This window comes from Pseudomonas sp. (assembly GCF_036387035.1).
Classification (GTDB): Bacteria; Pseudomonadota; Gammaproteobacteria; order Pseudomonadales; family Pseudomonadaceae; genus Aquipseudomonas.
In genome coordinates this window covers 20768-33568 of sequence record NZ_DASVUM010000220.1, presented here as the reverse complement: position 1 = coordinate 33568, position 12801 = coordinate 20768, and the positions used below count along the sequence as shown (strand labels likewise).

The following is a 12801-nucleotide window of genomic DNA, read 5'->3' as shown; positions in this document are numbered from 1 at the left end:
CGTCTCACGTCAGCGGGAGGCGAATTCTACAGCGTTACAATCTGCTGTCAACTGCCTTTTTCACCGCTGTCGATTCAAGCATCTGAATCGAAGCATTCCTCGCTGCTTACTTCGTCCAACTCTTTGATTATCAAGGAGTTTCCCGTTTCGTCTGCGCCGGAAGTGGGGCGAATTATAGACAGATCCAGAGAGGCGTCAAGCACTTATTTGCAAAGACTGCGCAAATCACTGACATTGGACGTCTTGCTGCTTAACAGTCAGCTTTCTATAGGTTCTTATGAGGCTGAATGCTTGCTGACCGCCTGCCTTGGGGCTTAAGCACTCGAACGAGGGGCTGACATCCGAGTGGTACACAATGTCACTGGCATTTGTCTCACTATTGAGCGATGTTTAGCCGGTGCGCCTTAACATGGTGTCGCCGCTGCACATGGACGTGACAGTGGTGGCACCATGGAACTCTGGATACTCACTGACCGCAACCTGGCGGTCAGGTAAGGATATGAATGAAGTACTTTTTGATAGCATTGGCAGCATTGGTGGTCACGGGATGCGCGGCGACATCCAAACCGGTCATGGGCAAACGCGGTATCCATATCAACTGCTCGGGCCTCTCGTCCTCATGGGAGCAGTGCTATGAGATGGCGACCAATTCATGTGTGTCGAAGCAGTATCGGGTGATCGCCAAGTCTGGTGACGACGCCGAAGATACTGGAGGATACCCACTGGGGCTCAATCCGGCCGGCTACACCAGCCGCAGCATGATCATCATCTGCAAGAAGCCGACTAACCCTTAGCAGCTGCGGTCAGCGCATCCACCTGCTGACACAGCAGCTGATAACTGGCATCCACCACGCGCTGCTGCCGCTCGGGAGTCGCCATCATTCGCGCAACCATCAATGCGCCCACACACTGAGCAATGGCTCCCCACGCCAGATCTTCGTCCCCAAGCACTTCTCCCCACGCTCGATGTAACTCGCACAACCAGTGCTCGGCGCTCAAGCGGGCGGGCCCTTCTGCACGGGCAATCTCAGACCCCAAGGCCGGAATAACGCATCCACCCGCGGGATCCTGCACGTGAGACAGGGACAGATAACCCCTCACGCATCGCTTGATCTTTTCTTTGGTCAGGGACTCGTCGCCGCCGAGCAACGCCAGGCTTCGGGTCAGCTCGCGCTCGACGACCGCCTGGAACAAATCATCCTTCGAAGCGAAATGACTATAAAACGCTCCGCCGGTCAGCCCGACAGCCTTCATCAAGCCATCCACCCCCATTGGCGCGAAGCCATTCTCCTTCGCCAGCGCGGCACTGCTGTCGAGCACTGCGCGTCGAGTCTGCTCTTTATGGTCGGCTGAGTAGCGCATCGGATCTTCCTTTTGCGGTAGTAAGTAGCTTGACGCCTTGCTGACCCTAGCATAACGTCCGTTAAGTAAACGATCGTTTAACAAAGGATTCGTGATGACCATGGTTTCCAATAACAAGAAAGTGGTGCTGGTGGTGGGCGCAGGCGATGCCACAGGAAGTGCGATTGCCAAACGCTTTGCGCGAGAGGGTTACGTGGCGTGTGTCACCCGAAGGAGCGCCGACAAGCTTCAGCCGCTGGTGGACTCGATTCGACAGAGCGGTGGCGAAGCTCACGGGTTCGCTTGCGACGCGCGCAAGGAACACGACGTGGTTGCGCTGGTGGAGCAGATCGAGAACGACATCGGCCCGATCGAGGTGTTTGTTTTCAATATCGGTGCGAACGTGCCATGCAGCATTCTCGAGGAGACGGCGCGCAAGTACTTCAAGATATGGGAGATGGCCTGCTTCTCCGGCTTTTTGAATGCCCGAGAAGTCGCCCTGCGAATGGCAAAGCGTCAGCGCGGCACCCTCCTTTTTACCGGGGCGACTGCTGGCTTGCGCGGCGCGGCCAACTTTGCGGCCTTTGCCGGCGCGAAACACGGCCTTCGGGCGCTGGCGCAAAGCATGGCGCGGGAACTCGGGCCCATGAACATCCATGTGGCTCACGTGGTAGTCGACGGAGCGATCGATACTGACTTCATCCGCACGCAGTTTCCCGATCGCTACGCGCTCAAAGATCAGGACGGCATTCTTGATCCCGAACACATCGCTGAGAATTACTGGTACCTGCACACCCAGCCCCGCGACGCCTGGACCTTCGAGCTGGATCTGCGCCCCTGGAACGAACGCTGGTAGGCCAGGCGTCAGCGAGTAACGTGGCCACCCCTCCCCACCTATATAAGAAGAAGGATCGCAACGATGACTCAAAGCGTGGAGTTTTACTTCGATGTTGGCAGCCCGACCAGCTACCTGGCCTACAAGCAGTTGCGCAGGATCTGTGATGAAACGTCAGCGACGCTGATCTACCGCCCCATCTTGTTGGGCGCGGTGTTCAAGGCGACAGGCAATGCATCGCCAAACGAGGTCCCTGCCAAAGCGCGTTACTCCATCCAGGACCTGGCGCGGGTCGCCGAACGCCTTCAGGTGCCCCTGACCTTCAACCCGCATTTTCCCATCAACACACTGAGCCTCATGCGCGCGTTGACCGCCGTGCAAATGTTCCAGCCGCTTCGGTTCGTCGAATTGCTGGAAACCACCTTCGAGGCCATGTGGGTAGAGGCGCTGGACCTCAACGATCCGGCCATACTGTCAGCCGCGCTGGCAGGCTCCGGTTTTGATCCGGCAGAAGTCCTCGACCGGGCTGGCAACCCCAGCGTCAAGGACCAACTGAAAATCAATACGGATGAAGCCGTTGCACGAGGCGTGTTCGGCGCCCCAAGCATGTTCGTCAACGGCGAACTCTATTTTGGCCAGGACCGGCTTGATTTCGTCAGAGAAGCGCTGCGCGCATAAGCCCGGCGAAATGCCACCGCCAGGAAGGCGATGGCATTGCGGCTTAGACCGCTGCCGTTCGCCCGTTCAACCAGGCCAATGCTGGGCCATCCAGCAACGGACTGAGGCGCTCCCTGACTTGGACGTGGTACTCGTTGAGCCATGCACGCTCCTCTTGCGTCAGCACGCTGATTTCCAGGCAACGCGTGTCAATCGGGCAGAGCGTGAGGGTCTCGAACTTGAGAAACCCACCAAATTCGGTCTTGCCCGCCTCCTGATTGATCACCAGGTTTTCAATGCGCACACCCCACTGCCCCGGCCGGTACGTGCCGGGCTCGATCGAGGTGATCATCCCTGGCTGCATCGCGGTTTGCGGCGTGGCGGCAGCCTGGTAGGCAATCACCTGCGGGCCTTCGTGTACGTTCAGAAAGTAACCGACGCCGTGACCGGTGCCATGCCCATAGTTGACGCCCTCAGCCCAGATTGGCGCGCGAGCGATGGCATCCAGTAGCGGCGAAAGAATGCCGCGCGGAAAATGCGCCCGGGACAACGCGATGACGCCCTTCAGGACGCGCGTGCAGTCGCGCTTCTGCTCAGCCGTTGGCGTACCGACGGGGACCATGCGGGTGATGTCGGTCGTACCCCCCAGGTATTGGCCGCCTGAGTCGATCAGCAACAGGCCGTCCCCTTCAATTTGCGCGTGCTCTTCTTCGGTGGCGCGGTAATGAGGCATGGCTCCGTTGCCATTGAAGCCTGCGATGGTGGCGAAACTCTGGGATACGTAGCCCGGCCGACAGGCCCTCGCCGCGCTGAGTTTCTCGTCGATGGTCAGTTCGCTCACCGGCTCTTTGCCCAGCGCTGAATCCAGCCAGGCGAAAAATTCGCACAGCGCCGCGCCATCCTGCTCCATCGCCTGGCGGATATGCCCAGTGTCCGCAGCGCTTTTCTGCGATTTGAACAACGTGCTCGGGTTGAGGCCTTCGACCAGCGTCACTTCGCTGTCCAGGTAGTCCAGCAAGCCACAGGTGACCCGCGCCGGATCAACCAGCAAACGCGCCTCTTTAGGCACATTGCGCAAGGCAGTGCCGATGCGCGTGTATTCATTCAGGGTAACGCCATCGTGCTCAAGTCGGCTTCGCAGCGCGGCGTCGACTTTCTCTGACGCGACAAACAGGTTGATGCTGTCAGGGCCGATCAGCGCAAAGGAAATGAACACCGGATTGTAGGAGACGTCCGCGCCGCGCAGGTTGAACAGCCAGGCGATGTCGTCCAGCGTGGCGAGGAAATGCCAGTCCGCGCCGCGCTCGGCCATGGCAGCACGCAGCCGAGCCAGTTTGTCGGTGCGGGTCTCGGTCGCGTGGGGCGCGGCGTGCTCATAGATAGGCTGGACCGGCAACGCAGGCCGGTCGCTCCACAATTCCGTCAGGGGATCGAGGTCAGTGCGAAGCCGCGCGCCTTTTTCATACAGACTGGCAGCCAACGTGCGCGACGACGCCACGGCCAACACTGCGCCATCCACCGCGATGACGGAGTCCGCCTTGGCTTGCTGGGCCAGCCATTCGAGCGGGCCGGTCTGGCCTGGTTGCAACTTGACCAGCTCAATGCCGCTGCCTGCCAATTCCTTGCTCGCCTGCTCCCAATAACGGCTGTCCGCCCAGAGACCGGCGAAGTCTCGGGTAACGATCAGTGTGCCGACGGAGCCATGGAAGCCGGACAGCCACTGCCGTCCTTGCCAGTAACCCGGCAGATACTCGGAAAGATGAGGGTCGGCCGACGGCACCAGCCAGGCGTCGATGCCTTCGCGGCTCATCAAGGCGCGCGCCTGCGCAAGGCGTTGCATCGCCGCTCCAGTGGTTTTCGACTGCATGTTCATTGAATCTCCTGATGACCCGAAATGTGTGCGTCGCAGACCCGAATAATGGAGCAGCGATCACGGCTGGGCAACCGCAGCGCCGCAACCTCCCCAGCCAAGCAATGACAAGATCATACGACTGCAGCGCGCGGGGGCAAATGCTTCAACCCCGCCCTCAACTCGCGCGCCAAGATTTATATATAACCGACCCTACTTCTTATCAATAAAACTGCAACACGTTCCTGGTGGCTTTATTCGCCATTCAAACTCATTTGATTAGTTGCGCACCGTGCATTAACGCCGATTGAACGTGACTGATAATCGAGCGCCATAAAACCGTTGACCGGCCGTGCCGTCCAAGTTCTGACGTTGGAAAATTGTCTTTTCTGTGAAATCCGCCCCCGAATCAAGCGGCCCAAGACAGTGCCTAAAAAGCGTCGCGCACCGCGCACGAGCGATGATGGTTTATTGACGACCTTATAAATCAACAACTTACCTCTATTGCGGCTTCGCTTATCAAAAATTTAACAGAATGTTGGCGAAATAATTTGACAGGAACTCCGCCTCCGCCGATATATACGCATGTCCAATGTTTTCCCGTTTTTGCAGTGCGGCCCTAGCGCCGTGCGCCGAGAGCATTCCGACTTAAATACCCTGCGACTGCCCATGAAGTTAATGATTGAAACGGTGTGAAATCTGCGCCGGTGGGCAGATTTTGGTTTAAAGAAAGCTTTTTCGAATTACTGAATATGCTCGGTGGGGCGGTAGCTTTGCCCAACGCTTTAGTCAGCCCCGCTGAATGAGGCCACCGTTTGAATGCACAACTTATTCATACAACGGCAGGATCTGCAGATTCGGGCGGTAGCGTGCCTGACGCAGCAACGATCACCCTGCCCTGCACTCCTCACTCTCAACGAGGGCCTGATGCAATGCCTTTATCTTTCGACATGGATGAGCGGCTGGTTCAGCGACTGGCGCGTGAAATCGATACAAACGGCTTTGCGCAACTGAACGCGGCGGTGCCTGAAACGGACCTTCAACAGCTGCGGGCCTGGACTGACGAGCAGGCGCAAAAACACCAGGGCGAATATTTTGCCTACCACGGTGAAGCCGCACTGGGTGAAAGCCTGCTGGCCAGCTATTGGGCTGATCCACGCTTTAAAGCATTGTTGGGCGGCCTTTATAAGCATGCGGCTCGCCGCGACGCTGCCAGTGACCGCATCTTCCCGGTGCTGCGCTGCGTGCAAGGCAATCAGGGCAAGCGCGAGTCCAACAGTTTCCATTACGACGCCAGCCTGGTGACTGCACTGATCCCGGTGTTCATTCCCAGCGAAGGCGAAGGCCGCGGCGATCTGATGCTGTTTCCGAATATCCGCCGGGTGCGCTCATGGGTGTTGTTCAACGTGATCGAGAAAGCGTTGCTGCAGAACAAGATTACCCGGGGCTGGATCATCAAGGGCATGCAGCGCAACTGGCTCAAGCCTTACGTTCTGCGCCTGGAGCCGGGCAGCGTTTATTTCTTCTGGGGTTATCGAAGCCTGCACGCCAACCAGGCCTGCAGGGCTGACGTGAAGCGCGCAACCGCCCTCTTCCACTTCGGCGACCCGCACGCAGGCAGCCTCGCCACCCGCTGGATTCTGGCAATCAATCAGGGCCGCGCGCGACGGATGAGCAACAAGGCAGGCAACCCGCCGACGGCCTCAACCCCCCTTTGAGTTCGTTTGACCCTGGCGTTGACGGCCCGGCGCCCGACCAGCGCAACCGCCCCACTGCCCAGAAAGCCCTTTTAAAGATTCGCATCTGAAATGGAGAATTCGATGATTAACGTCACCAAGACTTACCTGGGCAATATCGACAAATTCAAGACTTACGTCGAAGGCATCTATTCGCGCGGCTGGCTGACCAACCACGGCCCGCTGGTTTGCGAGCTCGAGCAACGACTCAAAGACTACCTGGGCGTCAAGCACGTCATTCTCACCAACAACGGCACCCTCGCCCTGCAAGTGGCTTACCGCGCGCTGGGCCTGAGCGGCAGCGCAGTGACCACGCCGTTCAGCTTCGTTGCCACCAGCAGCTCGCTGCAGTGGGAAGGCATTCGCCCGATCTTCGCTGACATTGACGCGCAGACCTGGAACATTTCGCCCGATCACATCGAAAGCCGCATCGTCTCAGACACCACCGCCATCGTCGGTACCCATGTGTTCGGCAACCCGTGTGCCGTTGAACGCATCGAAGAAATCGCCCGTCGGCGCAACCTGAAAGTCGTGTACGACGGCGCTCATGCCTTTGCCGTGCGTCACGCCGGCCAGTCGGTGCTCAACTGGGGCGACATCAGCACCCTGAGCTTTCACGCCACCAAGCTGTTTCACACCATCGAAGGCGGCGCGATCATCACCAACGATGACGAAACGGCGCGCCGGGTTCACCTGCTGTGCAACTTCGGCATCGCCGACGTGGACAAGATCGAAGGCATCGGCATCAATGCCAAGCTCAATGAATTCTCGGCGGCAATGGGCCTGTGCATCCTCGATGACATCGAGAACATTCTTCAGCAACGCGCTGAAATCGCTGACCGCTACACCACACGCCTGGGCGACTACGTCGACCTGCAGCGGCCGGAAGATAACAGCCAGCTCAACCACAGCTATTACCCGATCGCCCTGCGCGACGAACAACAGCTGCTGCGTTTGCGCTCTGCACTGAATACAAACGGCATCAACCCGCGACGCTACTTCTACCCGTCGCTGGACACCCTTGAATACTTGCAGCCACAAGCCGCGCAGACCGCTTCACGTTCGCTCAGCGAGCGGGTGATGTGCCTGCCGATTTACCCAGGCCTGCTGCTTGACGATCAGGAGCGCGTGATCAGCACCGTGATCGCCGAAACCAGTACCGCCCACTCGCCCTACCGTGTGCCGTCCCTCGCACGCGTCATGTAACGGCACCGCGTCATTCACCCTGCTTCGCCGGAAGGACTTTCGATGCAAACCAAGCGCTCAGTCATACGCAACACTGCGTTGAGCTATGCAGGCCAGGCCTACACGCTGCTCGTGGGAATCCTGATCATGCCGTTTTACCTGGGCCATATGGGTGCCGAGGCGTACGGGCTGATCGGGTTCTTCTCAGTGTTGCAGGCCTGGCTACAACTGCTGGATGCGGGGTTGTCACCGAGTCTGGTCAGGGCGGTGGCGCATCGACAAGGCAGCGACGGACTGGATCGCTACACCGGTCGCCTGCTGCGCTCGTTCGAGATCATCTTCCTCCCACTGGCGGGTTTCTGCTGCGTGGCGATGTATGCCGGCAGTGAATGGATTGCCGTGCACTGGCTCAACGCCCAGGAGCTGTCGACGCAGACCGTGGTGCAGTGCATCGCGCTGATGGGCATCGTCATCGCCCTGCGGTTGTTTTCGACGCTCTATAAAAGCGGTATTCAAGGCCTCGAACAGCATGCGTGGCTGAACATCGCCAACGTGATCATCGCCACGCTGCGCTATTTCGGCGGGCTGCTGCTGGTGAGCACGATTTCCAACGACCCGGTGCATTTCTTCGAATTCCAGGCGCTGGTGGGTTTGATCGAAGCATTGATCTTCGCCGCCCGTGCCTATCAGCAGATGCCCACGCCGTCGCCGCTGACCGGCTTCGACTGGGAACTGGTGAAGCCGATCATCCCGTTCGCCGCGAGCATGTCCGGCACTGCCGTCATGTGGATCGTGTTAACCCAGATCGACAAGGTGCTGCTCTCCGAGCTGCTGCCGCTCGATGAATACGGTTACTTCTCGCTGGTGGCACTGATTACCACCGGGATCATGATGCTCTCCAACCCGCTGGCGCAGACATTGCTGCCACGCCTGACCGTGTTGATGGCCGAAGGGCGCCGCGATGACATGCATCAGCTGTACCTGGCGGCCAACCGGTTCGTGTGCACGTTTCTGTTCCCCCTCGCAGCCCTGATCGCGCTGCACGCCGACGAGATGGTGTTCGCCTGGTCGGGCGACCGGCCTGCCGCCGAGTGGAGCCGGACCATCTTGCCGTGGTACTCGCTGGGCAGCGCCATCATGGCGGTCAGCGCGTTCCAGTTTTATCTGCAATACGCCTACGGGCGGATGCACTTGCACGTCTGGTACAGCGTTGTTTCGGCGCTGATTACGGTGCCGGTGATGTTTCTGGCGATTCGCACGCACGGCGTGTACGGCGCAGCGATCGCCTGGTTCGTCTTGCGCGTGGTGTCCTTCGCCATCTGGCCGGTCATCGTGCATCAGCGCCTGGCGCCGGGCATTCACGGTCAATGGCTGCGCGACATCATCCGCATCAGCGTGATGACCGGCGTCGGCCTGGCAATCAGCGAGCCTGTGCTGCGCCTGATCGCCGATGAAAACCGTATCAGCATCTTCCTGGGTCTGGCCGTCAGCGGCCTGATCACGCTGTTGGTTGTAGCGGCCAGCTACAAGCCGCTGGTGATGAAGATTTCCGTTCTGCTCAGCAAACCCAGTGTTTAACTCCGAGTACCCAAGCCATGGATGCTAATAGCAATAAGACGAGCACCTCGCCGTCCGCCGCGCCCCTGGTCAGCATCGTCTGCCCAGCCTATAACCAGGAGGCCTACGTCGCGCAGACGCTGGAAGGCTTCCTGATGCAGCAAACCACGTTCACCTTCGAGATTCTGGTGAACGACGATGCCTCCACGGACGGCACCGCCCGCATCATTGCCGATTACGTCAAACGCTTCCCGGCGCTGATCCGGCCCTTCTACCACGAGACGAATCAGTACTCGCAGAACAACCCGCCCGTGCCGCGTCTGTTCGGTGAAGCGCGGGGCCGCTACATCGCCTACTGCGAAGGCGACGATTACTGGACTGATCCGCGCAAGCTGCAGATCCAGGTGGATTTTCTCGAGAACAACCCGGACTACGTGCTGACCTACCACGACGCCATCCCCTTCGACATCAGCGGTCAGTACCCGATTCAGCTGCAGGGCAAGTTGCGCGGTGACGCCACGGCGCTGGAACTGCAGAAGGCGCGGCCGATCTCGACGCTGACCACGGTGTTCCGCAACGTGTTCGATTCGTTGCCGCCCGAACTTCGCGCCGCCCCACTCAACGATCTGGTCTGGTGGTCACTGCTCGGTGCCTACGGCAAGGGCAAGTTCATGGGTGAGGTCAAGCCGGCCATGTACCGGTTGCACCCTGGCGGCGTGTTTTCCATGCGCTCCAACAAACGCAAGCTGCACATGGCGCTGCAGACCTCCGGCGCGCTGGCCAATTACTACAACCGGCTGGGTAACCAGGAACTGTATGAGCATTTTCTGATGGAGCTGGTCGAGTACTCGCTGTCAGCGATCACCCCGAAACGCAAGATGCAGACGCTATTGGCGGTCGGGCAGAACTTCAGCTCCAACATCAGCAAGAGACTGATGACGACCCTCAGTAAAGGTCATGTTCAGTAACGTACTGGTGGTCTGCGTCGGCAACATCTGTCGCAGCCCCATGGCCGAAGCCATGCTCCGACAACGCGTGCAGAACGCGCGCATCACTGTCTTGTCGGCCGGGACCCACGCCATGCTCAGTTCCAGCATGGACCCGCTGGCTCAGGACGTGTTGCAGGTCAATGGCGTCCCCGTGCACAAACATCGAAGCCGTCAGATCGATCGGCAGATGCTCCATGAAGCAGAGCTGATTCTGGTCATGGAGCATCGTCAGACCCAGAGCGTCCTCAAGCTCGCCCCTGAGGTACGCGGCAAGACGTTTCTGATTGGCAAATGGCAACAAGCGCTGGAAATCGCCGATCCCTATCGGCGCCCGAAACTAGCCTTTGAACAGACCTACGAGCAGCTTTCGCGTTGCGTCGACGACTGGCTTCCTTATCTTCAGTCAGGAGATCCAAGATAAATGACCGCTATGAACCGTACTTCTCTGGACGAGGTCCAGGACTCCCGGATCGATTTGGCGACTATCTTGCGCACACTTTTCGATCACAAAGGCTTGATCGCGTCGATTGTCGGCATCTGCGTCCTGCTCGGCGCCACCTATGCCATTCTCGCCACGCCGATCTTCCAGGCCAACGCGATGATTCAGATCGAACCGCGGAAAGTCGGCATCGAGGGCCGCACCGAGGTTTCCAGCAAACCGCTGTCGGTGTCCCAGGCGACCACCGAAATCGAGCTGATCAAATCCCGCGCAGTGCTGGGCAAGGTCGTCGATGACCTCAAGCTGTACATCGTGCAGAAGCCCAAATACCTGCCGGGGCTGGGCACCTACATGTCGCGTCGGTTCAAGCCGGAGCGTGAAGGCGCGCTGGCCGACCCTCTCTTCGGTCTGACCAGCTTTGCCTGGGGTGGCGAGAAAATCGATGTGTTCCAGCTGGAAGTGCCGGACGCACTGCTGGGTGACAAGTTGACCATGGTGGCGGGCAAGCCTGGCACCTTCACGCTGTATGACGAGGACCGCAACAAGCTGCTCAGCGGCCCTGTCGGTCAGATCGTGGAAGGCAACGGCATCAAAATCCAGGTGGCGACACTCAATGCCCGTCCGGGCACCGAGTTCATTGTGGCGCGTCAACGCACCCTGACCTCCGCGCTGGAGTATCAGGACCGTTTGAAAGTCATGGAAGCCGGCAAGGATTCCGGGATCGTCTACCTGTCGATTCAGGACCCGGACCCGGCACTGGCCAAGCGCATCCTCAACGAAGTCAGCCGCTTGTATGTGCGTCAGAACGTCGAGCGCAGTTCGGCTGAAGCCGCGCAGCGTCTGGAATTCCTGCGTTCGCAATTGCCTGCCGTGCGCAAGCAGCTGGAACAGTCGGAAATGGCGCTGAACAACTTTCAGATGGGCGCCAAGTCGGTTGACCTGAGCGTCGAAACCAAATCGGTTCTGGATCAGGTGGTCAAGCTGGAAGGCTCCCTGTCGGACCTGAAAATGAAGCGCGTCGATGTCGAGCGTCTGTACACGCCAGAGCACCCGACCTACCGCGCCTTGATGACGCAGATTGGCCAGATTGAAGCACAGAAAACCGCGCTGCTGAAGAAGATCGAAGCCCTGCCGGCGACCCAACAGGAGCTGCTGCGTCTGAATCGCGACATGCAGGTCACGTCGCAGACCTACACCCTGTTGCTGGACAAGAGCCAGGAGCAGGACATTCTTCGCGCAGGCAGCATCGGCAACGTGCGCATCATCGACAACGCCGACGCCAACGTCGAAGAGCCGGTCAAGCCGATGCGCAAAATCATCGTGCTGGTCGCGGCGCTGATCGGCCTGTTGCTGGCGGTGGCCACGGTCTTTGTGCGGCAGGCGTTCTATCGCGGCGTGGACAACCCGGAAATCATCGAAAACCTCGGCATGCCCGTGTACGCCTCGCTGCCGTATTCGCGGCTTCAGGAACGCATGGAAAAAGCCGCGCAGAGCCGTTCGGCGAGCAAGGACCCGCGGCTGCTGAGTGTCAGCGCACCCACGGAACTGGCGATCGAAGCGTTGCGCAGCCTGCGCACCAGCCTGCACTTCGCCATGCTCGAAGCGCGCAACAACGTGCTGATGATTTCCAGCCCGACGCCGGGCGTGGGCAAGTCGTTCGTCTCCAGCAACCTGGCGGTGATCATTGCGCAGACCGGCAAACGGGTTTTGCTGATCGACGCCGACATGCGCAAGGGTTACCTGCACAAAATGTTCAACCTGACGCCCAAGCACGGGCTGTCGGACACCCTGGCCGCGCGTCTGGGCAGCAAGGAAGTGATCAACCACACCGAAGTGCGCAACCTGGACTTCATCTCCTGCGGTTACGCGGCGCCGAACCCGTCCGAGCTGTTGATGCACGACAACTTCAACAAAATGATCAGCGACCTGTCGCCGCTGTATGACCTGGTGATCATCGACACGCCGCCGATTCTGGCCGTCACCGATGCCACACTGGTCGGCCGTCAGTCCGGTACCTGCCTGCTGGTGACCCGCTTCGGTCTGAGCACCGCCAAGGAAATCGAAGCCTGCAAACGCCGCCTGATGCACAACGGCATTCTGATCAAAGGTGCAATCTTCAACGGTGTCCTGCGCAAGGCATCGACCGCCGATTACGACTGCGCCGCCTACGGTTACGACTACACCACGGTGCGCAAGTAATTCGACACGCAAGC

General features: G+C 59.3%; 11 protein-coding genes and 1 pseudogene. 10 read left to right on the top strand and 2 right to left on the bottom strand.

Annotated features, from left to right (window positions below; genetic code table 11):
- Window positions 1–318 (top strand): annotated as a pseudogene (locus VF672_RS20495) (hypothetical protein); the annotation flags it as partial.
- Between the two features lie 185 nt (window positions 319–503).
- On the top strand, window positions 504–794 hold the full coding sequence (locus VF672_RS20490) for a hypothetical protein (protein ID WP_331106360.1): 291 nt from the start codon (window positions 504–506) through the stop codon (window positions 792–794).
- Here the strand turns inward: VF672_RS20490 and VF672_RS20485 are convergent.
- Entirely contained in the window at window positions 784–1362 is a 579-nt protein-coding gene (locus VF672_RS20485; protein WP_331106359.1) for a TetR/AcrR family transcriptional regulator, read from the bottom strand. The genes VF672_RS20490 and VF672_RS20485 overlap by 11 nt on opposite strands.
- A gap of 94 nt (window positions 1363–1456) precedes the next feature.
- Here VF672_RS20485 and VF672_RS20480 point away from each other — a divergent pair, with 94 nt between their 5' ends.
- Complete coding sequence (locus VF672_RS20480) at window positions 1457–2197, top strand: SDR family oxidoreductase (protein WP_331106358.1); 741 nt, start codon at window positions 1457–1459, stop codon at window positions 2195–2197.
- A 63-nt stretch (window positions 2198–2260) separates the two neighbouring features.
- Entirely contained in the window at window positions 2261–2854 is a 594-nt protein-coding gene (locus VF672_RS20475; RefSeq protein WP_331106357.1) for a 2-hydroxychromene-2-carboxylate isomerase, read from the top strand.
- A gap of 43 nt (window positions 2855–2897) precedes the next feature.
- On the opposite strand, the gene VF672_RS20470 is transcribed toward VF672_RS20475, so the two are convergent.
- A complete protein-coding gene (locus tag VF672_RS20470) occupies window positions 2898–4700 on the bottom strand; it encodes an aminopeptidase P family protein (RefSeq protein WP_331106361.1) in 1803 nt (600 codons plus the stop codon).
- A gap of 914 nt (window positions 4701–5614) precedes the next feature.
- On the opposite strand from VF672_RS20470, the gene VF672_RS20465 reads away from it, so the two are divergent.
- The 6 genes from VF672_RS20465 (at window position 5615) to VF672_RS20440 (ending at window position 12787) form a co-directional block, all read left to right on the top strand.
- Entirely contained in the window at window positions 5615–6400 is a 786-nt protein-coding gene (locus VF672_RS20465) for a hypothetical protein (protein ID WP_331106356.1), read from the top strand.
- A gap of 102 nt (window positions 6401–6502) precedes the next feature.
- Window positions 6503–7624: a DegT/DnrJ/EryC1/StrS family aminotransferase gene (locus VF672_RS20460; protein ID WP_331106355.1), complete on the top strand. Its 1122-nt coding sequence runs from the start codon at window positions 6503–6505 to the stop codon at window positions 7622–7624.
- Between the two features lie 42 nt (window positions 7625–7666).
- A complete protein-coding gene (locus tag VF672_RS20455; RefSeq protein WP_331106354.1) occupies window positions 7667–9181 on the top strand; it encodes a lipopolysaccharide biosynthesis protein in 1515 nt (504 codons plus the stop codon).
- A 17-nt stretch (window positions 9182–9198) separates the two neighbouring features.
- Complete coding sequence (locus VF672_RS20450; protein ID WP_331106353.1) at window positions 9199–10128, top strand: glycosyltransferase family 2 protein; 930 nt, start codon at window positions 9199–9201, stop codon at window positions 10126–10128.
- Window positions 10118–10570, top strand: coding sequence for a low molecular weight protein-tyrosine-phosphatase (locus VF672_RS20445; protein ID WP_331106352.1), 453 nt, complete (start codon window positions 10118–10120; stop codon window positions 10568–10570). Before VF672_RS20450 ends, VF672_RS20445 begins: the two co-directional genes overlap by 11 nt.
- A complete protein-coding gene (locus VF672_RS20440) occupies window positions 10571–12787 on the top strand; it encodes a polysaccharide biosynthesis tyrosine autokinase (protein WP_331106351.1) in 2217 nt (738 codons plus the stop codon).
- Window positions 12788–12801: the final 14 nt, after the last annotated feature.

Bases quoted from the DNA above. Each gene is read 5' to 3' on its own strand.
- VF672_RS20475 (WP_331106357.1), top strand. From the start codon at position 2,261: ATGACTCAAAGCGTGGAGTTTTACTTCGATGTTGGCAGCCCGACCAGC.
- VF672_RS20445 (WP_331106352.1), top strand. From the start codon at position 10,118: ATGTTCAGTAACGTACTGGTGGTCTGCGTCGGCAACATCTGTCGCAGC.
- VF672_RS20480 (WP_331106358.1), top strand. From the start codon at position 1,457: ATGACCATGGTTTCCAATAACAAGAAAGTGGTGCTGGTGGTGGGCGCA.
- VF672_RS20450 (WP_331106353.1), top strand. From the start codon at position 9,199: ATGGATGCTAATAGCAATAAGACGAGCACCTCGCCGTCCGCCGCGCCC.
- VF672_RS20455 (WP_331106354.1), top strand. From the start codon at position 7,667: ATGCAAACCAAGCGCTCAGTCATACGCAACACTGCGTTGAGCTATGCA.
- VF672_RS20490 (WP_331106360.1), top strand. From the start codon at position 504: ATGAAGTACTTTTTGATAGCATTGGCAGCATTGGTGGTCACGGGATGC.
- VF672_RS20470 (WP_331106361.1), bottom strand. From the start codon at position 4,700: ATGCAGTCGAAAACCACTGGAGCGGCGATGCAACGCCTTGCGCAGGCG.
- VF672_RS20460 (WP_331106355.1), top strand. From the start codon at position 6,503: ATGATTAACGTCACCAAGACTTACCTGGGCAATATCGACAAATTCAAG.
- VF672_RS20440 (WP_331106351.1), top strand. From the start codon at position 10,571: ATGACCGCTATGAACCGTACTTCTCTGGACGAGGTCCAGGACTCCCGG.
- VF672_RS20485 (WP_331106359.1), bottom strand. From the start codon at position 1,362: ATGCGCTACTCAGCCGACCATAAAGAGCAGACTCGACGCGCAGTGCTC.
- VF672_RS20465 (WP_331106356.1), top strand. From the start codon at position 5,615: ATGCCTTTATCTTTCGACATGGATGAGCGGCTGGTTCAGCGACTGGCG.